This is a genomic window from Paenibacillus sp. DMB5 (assembly GCF_001517085.1).
GTDB lineage: Bacteria > Bacillota > Bacilli > Paenibacillales > Paenibacillaceae > Paenibacillus_AQ.
Map to the genome: position 1 here is coordinate 131,715 of NZ_LRAC01000120.1, position 16,872 is coordinate 148,586.

The following is a 16,872-nucleotide window of genomic DNA, read 5'->3' on the forward strand; positions in this document are numbered from 1 at the left end:
ATATCCCGTCATTAATTTAAAATGGGTTGAACAGGTAAAGCATTTAGGACATTTCCGATATACGAATAAACTGCGTTCCCATTATGACGACCTTTATTAACTCCCATTAATACAGTACTATAATAGGTCGGCGCACCACTGTCCCCAGGGGCAGATGTATAACTGGCAGATCTTAGGCCACTAAAAGCTACTCCATCAATACTGTATGATACAGATTTACTCAATACAGTTCCACACGATACTGGATTAGTGGCCGATGAAGCTCCGGACATGCAAACCATATTTCCTACGAAGTCGTTTGCTTGAACAGCATCAAAATACCCTGCTCTACTTGAAGATGTATAGAGATCATTCGAATACGATAAGCTTGTTGTACCTATTGTTGCTGCATCAACATTTCCACCATAGACTCTTGCACCCATTCCACCAACATTATTGGTACCTTGACTAAAGGAGTTTCTATCAAGATCATCGGAAACGATAGCAGGTTCTCTTATAGACAACATATCTGAGTTAAAAGCCTTTTCTAAAATCACCTTCTTTTTTTCATCCAAGTCGTTTACGCCTACCTGAATTTTCTGCTCTGTTAAATCTACTAAAGTATCTGTAATTGTCACACCGTTAAAGTTTTTACCTATCAAAGATATTAATTTTTCATTAAGCTCGTTTAAATCCTTTTCAGAATATTTATACCAAACTTAAGTAATGTGGAGAGCTCATCTGATTTAATACTTCTAATGCAGCCAGTTTTTGATACTTCATTCCCGTTCTCCAAGATTCCAGCGCACATTGTTCTGCATATTTTGATTTTAAAATTCCTAGTGCCAACAGTGCTCTTCTTCTTACATATTCGTTCTGGTCTTCAAAATACTTAAGAATGATCTCTTCTGTCTCGGGCTGAAGAGATTTCGCATGAGTTAGGTAATGGGCTAATTGCCATTTAGTATCAGCATCAGAGCAGGATAAGCCTTCTTTTCCGAGAAAAAGAATACTCTTTGGGTACTCAGCTACTTTTTGGATCAATAATTCACTTTCATTGTCTCTTCCAATTATAAAAAGCAAGTTATTTATGGTTCTCTGATCCCAATCAACATAAGATGTTGTATCTATTAGTGAATTAAATATTGTATTGAGCAGCTCCCAGTTAGGGTACAGGGTTTCCCATTCGAATTCTTGCTTTACTGTTTTCGACCAACGCCAGAATGTATCAACCTGTTCATCAAATTTCTGATAAATATCCTTATTCGGGTCGTGAATAATGTTATGCCAATCCTCCATAGTGCACCTCTTTTAATCGGTTCAGTCGCTCAAATGTCGCCCATTGAATGTCATGCAATTTTCTTTTTCGTCGAAGGTTACCTCATTACCTCTTTTTATAAGTATTAAAGCAGCCAGTTGAGAATCTCTCAACTGGCTGCTTGTCGTACTCTGGCTTACTATGTTATTCCGATTGCCCCAGCAGCCGGTAAATTACAACCGCTGCCTGTGCACGTGTAGCCTTACCTTGCGGATCAAAGCGGCCGTCCGGCAATCCGTTAATCAGTCCGGCGCTGCCTACTGCTTCTACTGCCTGCAGAGCATCCGGCTGAAGCTGCTTCGTATCGGTAAACGTAGCTGGCTGAGTCCCGGCATCGGCAGTTAACGGAACCTTCAACAGATTCGCAAGCCGGTAGATCATTACAGTGATTTCCTGGCGGGTAATCTGGTCATTGGCCCCGAAGCTGCCGTCCCCTTTTCCGTTCACAATCCCCAGCTTCTGTGCACTGGCCACAGATTGGCTGTACCAGACATTTGGACTTACATCACTGAAGGTGGACACCGCTGTCTTATCCAGAAGATCAAAGGCGTTCATCAGAATCTTGATAAACTCTCCGCGTGTCACATTGGCTCCAGGCTTAAAGGTGCCTTCAGCCGTACCCGCAATAGCCCCTCTCGCTGCCAGAGCTTCTATACCTTCAGTAGCCCAGGCTGCATTCACCAAATCAGTAAAGGCAATGTTGGAGCTGTGAACGGTATAGGTTCCATTATGCTTCATGCTCAATTCCAGCATTCCCGCTGCCGCATCGTATTTACCGCCGGCAACGGTATGGGTTGATCCGTCTTCAAGCAAGCTGTAAGCCACGACCTGATGGGCTTTATCACCTGCTTTGATCACATACGGCAGCGCCAAGCGGATACCTTGTGTCTGCAACACTTCTGCCGGAACAGCCACGCCGTCAATGCTTAGTGTAACTGTGCTGATTACCCCGGCTTCATTCTCAGTAGATCCGGTACTATCTCCGGCTTGAACCAGCAGTGTGAGACTGCTGCCAGCTGAAGATTTCCAAATGCTCTGCGGGAGGATCACGACAGCAGACCCGGTGTCCACCTTCACTCTAGTTACCGTTGCAGCTCCTGCCAATGCCTTAATGGGAAGCTCTACAGCCACCTGCTTCCCAGCAGCAGTATCAAAATTCACTAAAACAGTCAGTGTACCGTTTATAAGCTCCTTCGCAGCAGCTTCGATCTCATTTGCTGCCACTTTGACAGCAACCTTACCATCCACCGGTCTCGAAGGCTGCAGCTGGATAGTCCCCTTATTCACCGCAGGAGCTGCACTCGGCGATGGTTTTGGGCTGGCCGTATTATAGCCCGTGCCACCGGGTATAGCTACAACCGGTGTAGCTGTTGGCGACGGAGTCGGAGATGGTGTTGGCGTCGGTGTCGGTGTTGCTGAAGGTACCAGCTGCAATCCCGCGATGGCTGACTTCAGCCTGCCGAGGGCCTCGTCGATCTCCGCCTGCCGGGCAGTCCCGCTCTCCAGCAGCTGTACGGCATGACTGACAGCTTCAGCAAGCGGCTTCCAGCTTGCTTCCGTATACAGCTCCTGCTTCAAAGCTTTGGCCACAGCCAGCTGCTCTTCGAGGAGAACGGTGTTAACCGGAGTCTGAACAGTGGTCAGCGCCAGCGTATAGGTTGCCGTTGTTACTTGATCTGTTCCCGTTACTTTAACCTTATAGCCTGTTTTCAGTTTCGTTGCCAGAGTAAGCAGATCACTTTCATAAACCGCAAAGGTAACTCCAGCCCGTACGGTTAATCCCTCTTTCAGCTGATCCAGGGTCGTCGTTTCAGGCACCACAATTTCTTTAGCTACCTGATCCAGTGAACCGCCTGGAATTGTAATGCCAGTAATAGCTGCACCATGGTCAGCTACAGGTGTCAAAGCTTCAAAAGCATTTTTAAGGGCTTTATATGCGGTGTCAATATCCCCTTCGGTTGAAGCATCGTTACCGTAAACGGCTTGTGCGGCCGCAAGGGCGGCTGCCAGTGCCTCCCACTGCTCTGCGGTCCCGTCGTAATGCTCTTCATTTACCGCCGGGTCGGCAGCTGTATCAATGGCTGTCTTCAGACGGGACTTGTCGTATTTGACATAGATCCGGCAGCTTGCCCGCACATCGCTGCCTTCAAGCTTGCCAAAGATCACAAAATCCGTCGCAATCGTCAGCTTGTTCTCCGGAATTTCATCCCAGACCACATCTGCCTGCCCTTTTGTATTGTCTGCATAGGTTACAGTCACTTTGCCGGGAAGAACCGGCATAACATTGACCGTAGTGCTGACGGATACAGGCTCAACAGCAGTGATAGCGCCGTGATCGGACGGCAGCGGCTCCTCTCCTCCGGCTTTGGCGGAAATCGCCCGCCATTCCTTGAGTCCTGTGAATGAGCCGCCCTGCTTATCCATGGTCAGCCGCAGTCTGTCGGTGGTGATTTCATTAAACGTAACGTCGTTGAATGCGTTTTTGGCCATTTTCTTCTCGCTCAGGCCGCTGACCGGTACGAATGCACCAGCAGCGCTGTCCCAATATTCGAAGCGGTAGTCAGACGGAACGATTACCCCGCCTCCGTCATCGAAGAAGTACAGTGAGCTTCCTGACAGGGTAACCGGACGCTGCCAGGTGTACTGAACCCAGTGGCTGTTACCCGGACCGCCCCAGTTTCCGTACTGGGTCTCGATGGACTTGTCATTAAGGTTATTGGAATTTCGCGGAATATAACCGTCGTTAATGGCATAGACCGACTCCCAGGCTGAAGTATAGGAGGCGCTTGGGACTGCCAGCAGCGCAGCATTTCTATAGCGCAGATTGTTAATGGCCGTCCGCAGCCGGCCTGTCATATCCTGAATATCCTGCAGGCTATACTCTGCAGAAGCCAGCAGCGCTTTGGCATCGGTCAGCACGGTCTGCAGCTGCTGCCAGGATTCAGGCGTATAGTCATCCTGATTGCGTACAAGCGGGCCGAGCGGAGAATTTTTGGCCGCAAATTGGGTGATCATCGCCGACAGATCCGCTGTCGCCACGAATACCGTTACCGGCACTTCAATCGTAGTCGCCAGCTCCCCGTCACTGACAGTCAGCTCATATTTGTATTCTCCAGTTGCCTTGAATTTCGCCTTCAGGACGGCCTGATTCAGCACCGGCGCTTCAACCGCGCCTTCACCGGAAATCAGCTTCCACTCATAAGTGAGCTTGCCGCTTGGCATGCCGTCATCCTGTATGACAGGCACAAGGGTCAGCTGCGCATCCTGTTCCACTTTCACTGGTGTCTCCAGAATGACCTTAGGGGCACGGTTAGCCGCGGGTGTTACGGTCAAATTATTGTTGTAGATCTGAATTTCTTTAATCCCGGTCGAGTAACCGGAAGCATGTGTGAAGCTTACACGGAGGGCAGCAGTCTCTACCGCTTTAAACTCAACATTGTTGTAGTTGTCCGTAACATAATCCGGGTAACGGAACTGATCCTCTACTGGTCTCCAGGTCGTTCCATCCTTATCCAGATATTCCACACCGAACGTTTGTGGAGCACTATAGCCGTTAGGACGGCGGTCATTATAGAAGTAGACCTTTACATTATCCACTATCTTGCTGTTTCCCAGATCAAAGGTTACGCTATCTGATGGATTGGGTGAGCTGCCGAACAGTGCCGTATTCGATGTATGCGTAATGGAAGCAATGGTCGAGCCGTCAGCGAGCTTTTTCACATCCGAACCGTTTCTGATATAGCTTGCTTCAATCTTTGTATCAGCGGCAAGCGCAAGATTTGTGCCGTTATGCACGACATCAACGCCCGCTTTATTGAACATGTCTACCGCTTTGCATTATTAGCAAGTGTTGTCTCGTCAGCCGATGCCAGCCGGACTGCACTGCTTTTTTCAAAAAGAACCTTAGTATTCGTGTTATCCCCTACAGCACCTGGAATATCTCCCGTTGGTTTGGTTACTTTGCCGGTAGCTGTATCAAACAGGATATGGGACATCTCGTTAGTGGTCAGCACGCGCTCACCATTAATGAACAAGGAGTAACCGGCCGGGATACCTGCATAATAAGGGTTGCTGTCGCTGTATTTAGCCGGGTCCTGCCAGACAATCGTCAGGTCAGCATCATGGTAGCGTACATTGTCTACCGCAAAATGGTCATAATCCACATTGATCGGCCACAGCTCGATAATATCATCGGTTCGCGGCTGCAGTCCGGCCATGTCCTCCAGTACGGTGTAATTCATCATGCCGAGTGTATCGTGGTGAATCCAGGCACGCACCATTTTGCCGCTCGGGTTCGGAGGGTTGTCCTTGGTCCATGGTGTGCCGAAGAAATAATCCTCCAGCCAGAAAAACTCATTAGAATCCAGATGATCCGTATTGCCCGGCTCAACGGTATGCAGCCATGCGCCCCAGTCAAACAAGGTTTTATAAGTGCTGCTGTCAATATTATTGACCGGATAATAGCGCAGGGACGCGCGGACGGTATTGATATAATTGCCGAAGTTGCACCAGGCGAACTGGTCTGTGCCGAAGGCGCTGGTTTCACCGTTTTTGAACGCTTCAACACGCTTCATAATACTGTTCTGATCCGCTGTAAAGAACGGGAAGATTGGATAATAGTCAGGATCGGCATAATCGTAGAGCTGGGTCAGATATTTGGGATCGTAGCCGCTCTCGCCTGCTTTAGGCACAACGCCAAAATTGAAGACAAACATGTTGTTGTCACGCCACGGGTTAAAAACATCCTTGGTGCCTTCTACTTTTTTGTGTAAAAAGCTGCCCTCCCCGTTTGTATCGGCTACACCGTCACCGTCAAAATCACTCTCGTCATACCACATGCCTGTAAGCACGGCCTGCTGGATTTTACCGGCAATGTCCTTCATCTGTGCGGCCTTTGCCGTATCGCCAAGCTGTTCGTACATCTGCTGTGCAGCCACTGCGTTGGCATATGCTGTTGCTGATCCGTCCAGTCGGGCATAATTGCCGCCGCCTTTCCAATGCATGGAGACGGTGTCGCCGTCATTGCCTGTAATCGGGCCATGGTTGTAATAGACCAGATTAGGATCATTGCCTTTAAAATGGGCCAGCGTGCCTGTCACATCATTCGCAGAGAAATCGGCAAACTTCTTCAGCACCTTATCGCCGCCGCCGTAGATTTTATAAGCCTCCCAGCCAACCTGCGACGAGTTCTGCATCATATCCCAGGTCCAGATGTTAGGCCGTCCGGGGTTATTCTTATAGTTGGCGTTCTCGGAATATTCGCCCTGCGCCAGCCAGGTGCCGTAAGCATAGGACGGATCACGCAGCCACTTCAGATCCTGCATCGCCCAGGGCACGCTGACTGTGATGCCGTTGTTGTAGCCGAGCACCCCTTCCATGTTCATCGGAAACTGCCAGTCGTTCCCGGGAATGTTGGCCTCGAGCAGATTAAAGCGGTTACACCACCAGCGGTAGTAAAGCACCTTTTTCACATTTTCATCAGGAATATCGATGTAAGGGATATTCTGTGCCCACCACTCGTTGTACTGCTTGACCTGATCGGCAAACGCCTGATCGTTACCGGCTTCCTTGAAGGCGGCATACTGCGTTTTGGAAGCGGGAATCTCTTCGGCCAGCCAGCCCATCACGACCTTCTCATCCACCGAGCCGCCGGCCGGAACGGTAATTTCTTTGACCAGCTCACTGCCGGAAGCGCTCATGCCGTCCCCGCTGAGATGGACATCAACATATGACATGGCCTCCACATACTGCTCACCGGCTCGTCCAACCATTAATGGAGCAGCAACCCTTGTACCGATTAACTCATTACCTTCCGCCTTGGTCACAAAAGGGGATTTCACCGTCATTTTGACCGTAACCGGCTGACTGCCCTTATTGGTCAGCTTCAGAAGTGTTACAGCGCTGTTGTACGCGGATATGAATTTGCGCTGGTTGATTTCCAGCCCGCCGCTGCTGTACGTCTGATCGCCGTGGCTGGGATAATTTTTGCGTTTGCTCTTATCCTCATTCACGGCTCCGGTTGACAGTGAGATACTGTACATCGTGTCTTTATTCAGCGTATCGGCATAATGCACTGTACCTACGAACCCGAGCTTGGAGTTATCCTGGGTCTTCATATATAGCGCACTGCCGCGGCTGTACAGCGTGTTCGCTCCGCCCTCGTCACCGGCATCGTCCGGAATTACACCTGTATTGACCAGTAAAGAATCAATCCATGGAAGATCACTGTTGTCCTGTGCGAACTTGGCAAAATCAAAATCCTCGATCGCCTGCATCATCTGCCCGATCGTCTCCCGGCTGAAATCGACCGGCTGTGCTGTAATCTGGTTGCCTTGCTTCCACTTGGCCTCACCGTAATCCGTTCCTACCCCTTCATGCACAAAATCCGTTGTATAATTCGCCGATGCCGGGACAATCCCGGCGTTCAGGGTAACGGCTGTACATAAGGCCGCTACCCACATTTTGCGGGACCACTTCTTTTTCTTTGCCATAGTTGCTTAGTCTCCTCTCTAACCTTTAATTCCTGTCAACGTAATACCTTCCACAAAATATTTGTTGCCGATCAGGAAAAACACCAGGCAGGGAGCGGTGACGACCAGTGCAAGGGCCATGACCTGCTCATAGTTCGAATCCGCATTCCGTTGACGATATAAAGACCCATCGGCAGCGTGTAATCGGCTTCCGTCTTCAGATAAATCATCGTGTAGAAAAACTCGTTCCAGCAGTTGATGAAGCTGAATAATGCGACCACAATCATTGCCGGGCGGATGAGCGGCAGCATAATCCTGGAGTAGATGCGAAAATGGCCGGCTCCGTCAATTTTGGCCGCTTCGCTTAATTCCACAGGGATCGTCATAAAAAATTGCCGCAGCAGAAAGACAAAATATGCGTTACCGCCGGCGCAGAAAAATGCAGGAATGATCAGCGCGGGCTTACCGGCAAGGCCAAGCGAGGTGTAGAGTGAAAATTGCGGGAGCAGTGTAACGGCGCTCGGCAGCATCATACTGCTGATGACCAGCACGAACCACATTCCGCGCAGCGGAAATCTCAGCTTGGCAAAGGCATAACCGGCAAAGCTGGTTGTGAGCACGGTGCCGATGACGTAAGGAACTACAATGGATACCGAGTTCCAGAGCTGGCGCAGGAACTGGATCCGCTCCAGGCCCAGCCGGAAGTTTTCAATCCCGGGCTCCTTGGGGAAAAAGACTGGCGGACGTGCCAGAATCTCCGAATGGCTGACGAAGGCGCCGCGCAGCAGCCAATAGAGCGGAAAAGCGAAGACTACGGCAAGCAGGCAGGAGACGGCAATTAGCGCTACGTGGATAGCTTTGCTTCTGCTTTTAGCCCGCTTGATGCTGGAATATTTCATTGCTGTGGCAGTCGTCATCTTCTCACCCTCTTCCTTTTGCCCATGGAATCGTCCCGCTTCAGGGCACCCTGGAAATAGAATAGTACAACTGTAATAACAAGCGTAATCAGGAATACGATCCATGCTTCAGCAGAAGCCAGCCCGCGCATGCCGACCTGTACAAAGGAATGATCATAGATCATAACATTGATGAAATAGGTCATCCGGTCAGGGGCACCGTTTCTCGACAGCACGACGCTCTGGGTGTAAATCTGAATAGAGGTCATCATACACATTATCAGCTGGAAGAACAGCACCGGCTTGATCGTCGGATAGGTGACCTTCAGGAACTTGTGCCAGGCATTGCCCCCGTCCATTTCGATCGCCTCCAGCAGCTCGCCGGGAACATCCTGCAGTGTGGCAATGAAGACAACAATTGTCCCGCCGCAGGTCCATAAGCTCATGATGAACAGAGTGCTGAAAATCTGAACCGGGTCTGTCAGAAACTCAACGGGCGCTATACCCAGCTGCAGCAGAATCCAGTTGACAAGTCCGCCTTTGGCCTGATTTTGCAGCAGCATCTGCCATACAATGGTCGTTGCCAGCATCGGCACCACGGAAGGCAGAAAGAAGACCGCCCGCAGCATATTCCTGCCGATGAACCTGCGGTTCAGCAGCAGTGCAACGATCAGGCAAAATACAATAACGAGCACCACATTGACAAAAGCATAAACGAGGGTAACTGTTATTGATTTTTTAAACTCGGAGCTGGGATTGCTGAAGATATAGATGTAGTTATCCAGACCGATCCATTCCATGATCTGACTGCCGCTCATAATCGTTATTTTATGAAAACTGTAAATGAAGCTGGCCACCATAGGGTACAAGGTCAATACGAGAAAACCGATGATGGCAGGCGCAGCGAACAAATAACCGGCAACGGCTTCCTTGGTGGCACCCTTGGCCTGTTTGGGAACAGGGACGGGCGCCGGACTGGTTTTGCTTTCTGGGTTCATCTGTACAGCCCTCTTTTCACATAAAGGGATTAATAAGTGCTAGGATACTTTGCCGCTCTCCCACAGCGACTTGATGACAGGCATGATGGAGTCGAAGATTTCCTTAACGCTTTTGCTGCCGGACAGTGCCTGGTCGATTGACTTTTCATATTCAGTGTTCATCTTGAGATAGGCAGGAACATAATAGGCAGGCCATTGTACGATAGCATCCTTGGTGGTGCTGTAGCTGAGAATCGTTTCTTTGGCGCTTACAGGAAGCTCAGAACTCCATTTATCAACCAGTGCGGCGTCGGTATACCAGTCTGCCTGGTTCGGCAGCCATGCTCCGCTTTTCAGCAGCTCCAGACTATTCTCCGGATTAACCATATAGGCGTAGAATTTTTTTGCTTCTTCAATGTGTTTGGAGGTGTTGTACACGACAAGCGGAGCGCCGGCGTTCATTGTTACCGCTTTCTTCATTTTCGGCAGGACGCCTACCCCGATGTCTTCATTCCCCTTGATGTTCGCAAGATCCCAGGATCCGCTGATGGCCATTGCATAGCCGCCGCTGAGAGCGTCGACCGCCGAACCGATTCCTGTGCTCCAGGTATAGGTGAACGGGGATGCTACCTTGTCTTTGTTGACGAGGTCAGCCAGCTTCTGGATGCCTTCGGCACTTTCCGGAGAATCCCACTGGAACTCTTTGCCGTCCGGAGAGACAATTCCCCCGCCGTTCGCATTTGCAGCCCAGAAATGGTGGAATTCACGCCCTGCGGTGAAGCCCAGCCCGTAATTCTCGGTCAGATCAGCATTGAAGCCTTCCTCTGCGGCTGTTTTGCCTTTGGAATCCTTGGTCAGCTTCTTGGCATTGGCAACAAAGGTATCCCAGTCCCAGGCCTCTTCCACTTTGGTCGGAGGATAGGCAATTCCTGCTTCATCGAATTTTGCTTTGCTATAGAAGAGCAGCTCCAGCTGATTGGACAGGCCCACTCCAATTACTTTTTGCTCAGGAGAATGAATCGTAATGGCAGGCAGCTTCTCAGGAATACTTCCGTCCGTCAAAAGATCTGAAATATCGGCCAGAATGCCCATTTCGTTATACTTCTGGATATCCCCTTCCCCCATGTAGCTGATGTCCGGCAGCTCGCCGGATTGCAGCCGGGTCTGGATAAAGGTGTCAAAGGTCCCGTCCGCCGGCAGCACCTGCGCGTTGATCTTGATTCCGGTATCGGCTGTATATTTCTCTGTAGCCGCTTCAACCAGCTTTTTCTGTACATCATCCCCCCAATACAGCAGTTCCAGTGTAATGTCTTTTGCAGCGTTATCTTTGCTGTTCCCGGCAGAATCCGGGGCATTGGTGCCCTCCTGTGCCGCATTGCTGCTGTTGCCCTGGTTGTCCGAATTGCCTGTGCAGCCTGTCAGCGCTGAAAGTGCCATGGTTATGGCCAGAGACAGCACCAGCGTACGCTTGCCAACCTTCATCTTTTGTTCCTCCTTTTGATAGAGCTATATAGTTTAAGAAAAACGAGTTTAATCGTTTAACTTAAAAACGGGATTTGTGCAGCAGAGCTTCAGTGTCCCGCGCTGCTGCGCTTCAATTACTTGGACTCTTATGCTAAACAGTGAATTGTCCATGGATAAGCCGGATTGTCGGCTGCAGCGTGCCTTCAGGCGCACGGAATTCCAGATTATCCTCCAGCAACATATATCTGGAAGGATAGGCCGCGTAGCTTGTAATGGACAGGCCATCCTGCTCCTCGGTAATGAATCCGTTGACACATTTCAGCCGGCCGCTGCTGTCCCGGTACAGGTAAGCGGTGGTTCCGAAGCCCAGCAGATACGCTGCCAGTTCTTCCCCCATGTCCCAGTCGTCACCTGACACGTCAGCGAAAAGTGCAGCGAATAATGGATCACTGGCACCTACAAACACCGACTGTCCGAAGCGGTTCCGCGAGAGATCGGGCATGTTCAGGTTCGGAGCTGCCACGCTGTAGGTCGAAGCTGCTTCACCGGGTGACAGGCGGCGCGGCGTTGAGCGCACATTCCAGTCGTAGCAGTTAAATACAGCCATTGTAGCGCGGTAAGCTGCCTCCAGGTAGGCGGGATCTCCTAAATGCTCATAAGCAAACAGTGCAGAAGAAGCTACCAGACCGCCCCATAAGGAATGAATCATCGGGGACAAGGCTTCCCACCAGCGGTCAGGATTCTGCAGCCGGTAATCGTTGCTGAAGCCGATGTTGGCGAGAATCAGCTGGCCATAGCGCGCAGCTTCGGCGGTATTACCCAGCAGGCATAATGCCTGGCACGTCGGGCCAAAACCGGCATTATCATAAAAATGCTCGGTAACCGCCCCGCTGTAATGCCGCACACCTACATTCATGGAGCGGCCGAAGGCTTCCCAAAGCTGCTGCAGCCGGGATTGCCAAATTGTCAGGCCCGCTGTCTGCAGGGCGGACATGAGTTCCTCTATATAGAGGATAAACACACCGTTTAACCGGGATTCGTCCTTTTCGCGCTGCCGGGATGAGCGTCAGGATCAAGCCGCATACACATAACCTCGGCAGCCCATTGCAGATATTCCTCTGCAGGATGCAGCTGTAGCAGGTCATCCTCCATTTGCGACAGCAGATAATATACATGTGCGATATAGTCAAAATCGTATATCCGGTAAAAGTCTCCGTACAGCGCCCGTGGCCGTGAGAAATCCCCGCCCTCGAACCAATGGGTGCGCATATCCAGTGCCGCTGCCTTTTCGGCTATGGCCACTTGCCCCGGGACAGGGCCGGTCATCCTGTTGTTCATTAGCAGAAAGGCCAGCTTCCCCAGGGATTCCCCCTGATTCGACAGCGGACGGAAGGCGTAGGGGCGTTCTGCTGCATCTGAGCCTGCATAGCTGTTGGCGCACATCCACTCCGCCCGTTTTCCGAGCAATGTGCTTACCGGTTCCAATACGTTCCAGATCAGCACATCGCTGCGGCCGTCATCAAGCACCAGCTCCAGCTTGTGCTCACCCGGGATGTTCCGCCGGAGGGAGACGTTATAAGAGGTTCCTCCGCTGCTTCTCCCGGCAGGTCCGGTTCCGGCAGATTCCGGAATCAGCGCTGCTGTAACATCCTCCAGAATGATATCTTGTGAATCACCCGGCGCGCTGTATAACCGCATTTCCTTCACCGTCACACCCTCCGGCATATGTAGGGAAGCCTGAAATACTCCGCCGGCAGGCAGTACAGGTGTATAGCTCCAGCGGGGATGTCCGAGCGTTTCGCCCCGGCGGTAAAAATCCTCCATGTCACTAAACGGGAGAAAACTGTAATCCCATCCTTTCAGTTCTCCGGGAGCCAGACTTAACATTTCGTAAGCAGAACCATAAATCCAGTCTGCAGCAGCTGAAGCGTTCATAGATGTTCCGTCTTCAACCAGGGACAGCCGGTGATAGAGCAGACCGTCAAGGGAGGGTGACACCTGCTCAAGAAAGCGGTTACTATAACGGCAATAAGAGCCAGACGTCACAGTCCTGCCCGCCAGGCCGTATATTCCGAGATGGGGACCTTCATTGCTGCGCCGCACAGCTGCAAATTTGGCGAAATCACCGCCAAGATGGGGATGCACAGCGCAGGATTCGCGCATGTTGCGCAATACATTTACATCCCGAAACATAATATAGGCGAGCGATAACCAGACATGGAAACCTTCTACATGAACAGGCTGAGCAGAGGTGTTGGTTAACATAATTCTCCAAAGCAGCTGCTCACCTTTCAAACTATATACCATAGAAAGTTTAATACGTGAAGTATTAAATTCTACAGCAGCCTGGCCGGGACCTTCCTGAGTGATCTGCGGGATAAAGCTGCTGCTGTTCAGCACCTCCCCATCCGCTTTCAGCTCCCACTCCCCGAACTGCTTATCTTCATCATCCCCGTATCCCGTCTCCTGTAAATATTGCGGATTCATGACCCAGTTCATCAGATAGGGATCTTCCTGCAGGACAAGCAACTCTACCGCTCCCCTCCTGTTTAGGGCGATTCTGTACTTTTCATTGCCCAGTATAGCCGTCACGTCATCACCTCTTTCGTATCTGCTGCTAATTTAAACGTTTAAATTGATTAAAAAGAAAAAATGATGTGAGATCACAACTTTATTTAAAAAGATAAGAAAAATTTAGATTTCACCAATCCTCTGTCCTTATCTTTCCTACAGAACCGGATACCGTCCTGTTAAGGACGGCGTAACCGTTTCTGCTTGTGTTCACATCATTCATTGTTCAGATCTTTCACGGAGCTGCGCTCAATCAGGCGGCATTCAGGCATCTTCAGCTGCTGCACCTGATTTCCGTTAATCAGCTGGTACAGTGATTCCATTGCCTGAAAGCCCATCTCATGCAGCGGCAGGCCCATCGTCGTAATACTCGGCTGAAGATAGTCGCTGAATTCGCGGTTATCGAAGCCGATGACCGAGAGGTTCCCGGGGATGCTGACGCCGCGCTCGCCTGCCATCTGCAGAACACCGACCACCATCACATCATTCATCGACAGGATGGCTGTCGGCGGCTCGGGCAGGTCAAGCAGCTCGCCGGTCAGCCGGTAGCCGGATTCCCGCTCCCAATCCCCCATCTTGATCAGCACGGGATCGAACGGCAGCTCAAATTCAGTGACAGCTCTATAGTATCCCTTCAGCCGGTGTCTGGATGGAATAGAATCCATTAGTCCGCTGATAATGGCAATCCGCCGGTGTCCTTTGCTGACCAGATAAGCCATCGCTTCAAAAGAGGCCTGTTCATCGTTAAACTGGATGGATAAATTGTCCTGCGTATACCCATAGGTATAAACAATAGGCTTGCCTTCAACATCAATAAGTCCGGTCAGATCACGGGTGTGTACACCGATATAAATGATTCCGTCCACTTGCTTGCGGAGCAGCTCAGATACGGCGTTCAAGGCATACTTGCGGTAAACCTCCGTATCTCCGAAATTACGGCCAATCCGCTTATCCAGCCGGAGATTGACGAGCAGGATTTGCAGATCATGCCGGTCTCCGAAATCATTGATACCGTCGATAATCTCCGGTGCGTTAAACACCGTGATATCCTCGGCAATGACCCCAATTGTATTTGTCCGGTTGCGTTTCAGGCTCTTGGCAATATCATTAGGCTTGTAATTCAGTTCCTCTATGGCCTCGGTCACCCGCCTGTGGGTTTCAGGACGCACATTCCGGGTACCGTTAAGCACATAAGAGACGGTAGCAATGGAAACATTGGCCTTGAGTGCAATGTCCTTGATGCTGGTTTTCCTCATAGGCTACTCCTGTCTAAGCATCCGAACCATCGTCCATAAGCTATTTAAACGTTTAGATTTCTTGTTACTCCTAAAACTTACCATAACATTGGTATTTCCGCAAGCCCTTTCATTACAGTAATTCCGGTTTTATAGCGACTTTTCCATAATAAAATCGGTCTGCGCTTCATCGCCCATCTGGAAGATATGTGTGCCAGTCTGTACAAACCCCATTTTTTGATAAAAACCGATGGCCGGCCCGTTCTTCTCCCATACTCCCAGCCAGATACGGGTTTTGTTGTGCGTGACCGCGTTATTAAGCGCATGGATGATCAGGTTTTTTCCAAGCCCCATTCCATGATATCTGCTGCTGATGTAGATCCTCTCAATTTCGAGCGTGTCCGGGCCCATAGCTTCGGATTGGGCTTCATCTATGTTTAGCTTAAGATAGCCGGCAGGTTCCCCGTTCACCATGACAAAAAAGAATTCCGAGCCCGGCCGTGTCAGCTCCTGCTCCAGCTTCTCAGCAGAAAAAGCCTTGTCCAGATAATCCTTCATAACCTCCGGCGAATTCTGATCTTTGAAGGTCTCATCGAAGGTTTCAATACTAAGGGCTTGAAGTTCCTTCAGATCGTCCATGGTGCATTGTTTGATCGTGATATTCATTTCGTTAGCGGCTCCTTTACTTTATGCAATCAATATTCGCGTTTAATGCCCTTCTTTACCGATTCCCAGTCCATTTCCACATTCTTTCTGACCCGCTGCAAAAGCTGGAACAAGATATCTGTCTCTGATTCGGATAATCCCGCCAGAGCCACGTTGTCCGAATGCGCATGTTCTCTCATAATAAAAGGAAAAACCTGCTCTCCCTTGGCAGTGGGAAAAAGCCGGTTAATCTTCCGGTTATGCGGATCATCCCTCTTCTCGACCAGTCCGTTATGTTCAAGCTTCTGGATTGCCCGGGCAGCAGTAGTTCGGTCAACCTTGAGCATTTCAGCCACCTTCTCCTGTATAATACCCGGGTGCTCACAGATGCGCACAAGGTAGAGGTATTGACCTTTTGTCAGGTCGAACTCTTTAAATTCTATATTGCTGATCGAATCAAGGGCTCTGGCAATCATCCCGATTTCGCGCAGAATTTCCTTCATGGCGGCCGCTCCCATCCTTTTAATAGTATTAATAATATCTCTTATTTGTTGTAAATACAACAATTATCCTGTGCCTACTGATTAGTTAAGCATATTAAATCCTTTTCACCTGAAAAAAAGTGCACCTGCTTGTCAGCCAATCGCCAACAATACAAATGCACCTTGCAGCAGGACTGCTATTTCCGGATTTTTTACCGGTAATCCTCAACATCGAATTCCCTGTCCTTGAAATAATATTTCCGGTCCTCTTCCGTAATCTCACGGATCACTCGACAAGGATTTCCTGCGGCAATCACATTGTCCGGAATATCCTTCGTTACCACACTGCCTGCCCCGATTACAGCATTGCGGCCTATTGTAACTCCCGGAGTGACGACCACATTTCCGCCTATCCAGACGTTATCTCCAATCGTAATAGCAATGCCATACTCATAGCCGGAATTTCGCGAATCAGGGTGAATAGGATGGCCTGCTGTATAGAGAGATACATTAGGGGCGAACATTACATTGTTGCCGATCTTAACCTTGCCGACATCGAGAATTGTACAATTGAAATTGGCATAGAAATTGTCGCCCGCCTCAATATTCAAGCCGTAATCACAATAAAAAGGCGGCTCTATGTGTACTCCCTTGCCGGCCTTTCCCAGAATGCTGCGGATAAGCTCCTCCTGTCTGGCCCGTTCATCCGGGCGCAGCTGATTGTACTGCTGAACCTTACGCTTATTCTCGGTACGCTCTTCCATCAGACCATCCAGCCACGCTTTATAAGGCAGTCCGGCCAGCATGCGTTCTTTTTGATTCATTGCTTTCAGCG

13 protein-coding genes are annotated in these 16,872 nt (G+C 50.1%); all 13 read right to left on the reverse strand.

The genetic code is table 11. The features are described 5' to 3' along the window. Positions 1-11: 11 nt before the first annotated feature. Complete coding sequence (locus tag AWJ19_RS34780; RefSeq protein WP_128083586.1) at positions 12-641, reverse strand: hypothetical protein; 630 nt, start codon at positions 639-641, stop codon at positions 12-14. A gap of 46 nt (positions 642-687) precedes the next feature. Then, positions 688-1,278, reverse strand: a complete 591-nt coding sequence (locus AWJ19_RS12925) for a HEAT repeat domain-containing protein (RefSeq protein ID WP_068724257.1) — start codon at positions 1,276-1,278, stop codon at positions 688-690. Between the two features lie 163 nt (positions 1,279-1,441). Beyond that, a complete protein-coding gene (locus tag AWJ19_RS12930) occupies positions 1,442-5,119 on the reverse strand; it encodes an S-layer homology domain-containing protein (protein ID WP_068724259.1) in 3,678 nt (1,225 codons plus the stop codon). A gap of 2 nt (positions 5,120-5,121) precedes the next feature. Continuing rightward, positions 5,122-7,788, reverse strand: a complete 2,667-nt coding sequence (locus tag AWJ19_RS12935; protein ID WP_068724261.1) for a hypothetical protein — start codon at positions 7,786-7,788, stop codon at positions 5,122-5,124. 71 nt (positions 7,789-7,859) lie between these two features. Then, positions 7,860-8,684 carry a carbohydrate ABC transporter permease gene (locus AWJ19_RS12940; protein ID WP_157890002.1) on the reverse strand — a complete coding sequence of 275 codons (825 nt, stop codon included), beginning with the start codon at positions 8,682-8,684 and terminating at the stop codon, positions 7,860-7,862. Beyond that, the gene (locus tag AWJ19_RS12945) at positions 8,681-9,661 is read right to left on the reverse strand and encodes a sugar ABC transporter permease (protein ID WP_068724263.1); all 981 of its coding nucleotides are present in this window, start codon (positions 9,659-9,661) and stop codon (positions 8,681-8,683) included. Before AWJ19_RS12945 ends, AWJ19_RS12940 begins: the two co-directional genes overlap by 4 nt. 39 nt (positions 9,662-9,700) lie before the next feature. Next, complete coding sequence (locus AWJ19_RS12950) at positions 9,701-11,122, reverse strand: sugar ABC transporter substrate-binding protein (protein ID WP_068724264.1); 1,422 nt, start codon at positions 11,120-11,122, stop codon at positions 9,701-9,703. A gap of 133 nt (positions 11,123-11,255) precedes the next feature. Next, positions 11,256-12,098, reverse strand: a complete 843-nt coding sequence (locus AWJ19_RS36560) for a hypothetical protein (protein WP_241781722.1) — start codon at positions 12,096-12,098, stop codon at positions 11,256-11,258. 32 nt (positions 12,099-12,130) lie between these two features. Beyond that, the gene (locus AWJ19_RS36565; protein ID WP_241781723.1) at positions 12,131-13,696 is read right to left on the reverse strand and encodes a hypothetical protein; all 1,566 of its coding nucleotides are present in this window, start codon (positions 13,694-13,696) and stop codon (positions 12,131-12,133) included. 194 nt (positions 13,697-13,890) lie between these two features. Continuing rightward, on the reverse strand, positions 13,891-14,931 hold the full coding sequence (locus AWJ19_RS12960; protein ID WP_068724266.1) for a LacI family DNA-binding transcriptional regulator: 1,041 nt from the start codon (positions 14,929-14,931) through the stop codon (positions 13,891-13,893). A 129-nt stretch (positions 14,932-15,060) separates the two neighbouring features. Further along, the gene (locus AWJ19_RS12965) at positions 15,061-15,576 is read right to left on the reverse strand and encodes a GNAT family N-acetyltransferase (RefSeq protein WP_068724268.1); all 516 of its coding nucleotides are present in this window, start codon (positions 15,574-15,576) and stop codon (positions 15,061-15,063) included. Between the two features lie 29 nt (positions 15,577-15,605). Continuing rightward, complete coding sequence (locus AWJ19_RS12970) at positions 15,606-16,058, reverse strand: MarR family winged helix-turn-helix transcriptional regulator (RefSeq protein WP_068724270.1); 453 nt, start codon at positions 16,056-16,058, stop codon at positions 15,606-15,608. 191 nt (positions 16,059-16,249) lie between these two features. Continuing rightward, positions 16,250-16,861, reverse strand: coding sequence for a sugar O-acetyltransferase (locus tag AWJ19_RS12975; protein WP_068724272.1), 612 nt, complete (start codon positions 16,859-16,861; stop codon positions 16,250-16,252). Between the last annotated feature and the right edge of the window lie 11 nt (positions 16,862-16,872).

What these genes read in the sequence shown, in the direction of transcription:
- AWJ19_RS12925 (WP_068724257.1), bottom strand. Translation starts at nt 1,278, where the DNA reads ATGGAGGATTGGCATAACATTATTCACGACCCGAATAAGGATATTTAT.
- AWJ19_RS12930 (WP_068724259.1), bottom strand. Translation starts at nt 5,119, where the DNA reads ATGTTCAATAAAGCGGGCGTTGATGTCGTGCATAACGGCACAAATCTT.
- AWJ19_RS12935 (WP_068724261.1), bottom strand. Translation starts at nt 7,788, where the DNA reads ATGGCAAAGAAAAAGAAGTGGTCCCGCAAAATGTGGGTAGCGGCCTTA.
- AWJ19_RS12940 (WP_157890002.1), bottom strand. Translation starts at nt 8,684, where the DNA reads ATGACGACTGCCACAGCAATGAAATATTCCAGCATCAAGCGGGCTAAA.
- AWJ19_RS12945 (WP_068724263.1), bottom strand. Translation starts at nt 9,661, where the DNA reads ATGAACCCAGAAAGCAAAACCAGTCCGGCGCCCGTCCCTGTTCCCAAA.
- AWJ19_RS12950 (WP_068724264.1), bottom strand. Translation starts at nt 11,122, where the DNA reads ATGAAGGTTGGCAAGCGTACGCTGGTGCTGTCTCTGGCCATAACCATG.
- AWJ19_RS36560 (WP_241781722.1), bottom strand. Translation starts at nt 12,098, where the DNA reads ATGTCCGCCCTGCAGACAGCGGGCCTGACAATTTGGCAATCCCGGCTG.
- AWJ19_RS12960 (WP_068724266.1), bottom strand. Translation starts at nt 14,931, where the DNA reads ATGAGGAAAACCAGCATCAAGGACATTGCACTCAAGGCCAATGTTTCC.
- AWJ19_RS12965 (WP_068724268.1), bottom strand. Translation starts at nt 15,576, where the DNA reads ATGAATATCACGATCAAACAATGCACCATGGACGATCTGAAGGAACTT.
- AWJ19_RS12970 (WP_068724270.1), bottom strand. Translation starts at nt 16,058, where the DNA reads ATGAAGGAAATTCTGCGCGAAATCGGGATGATTGCCAGAGCCCTTGAT.
- AWJ19_RS12975 (WP_068724272.1), bottom strand. Translation starts at nt 16,861, where the DNA reads ATGAATCAAAAAGAACGCATGCTGGCCGGACTGCCTTATAAAGCGTGG.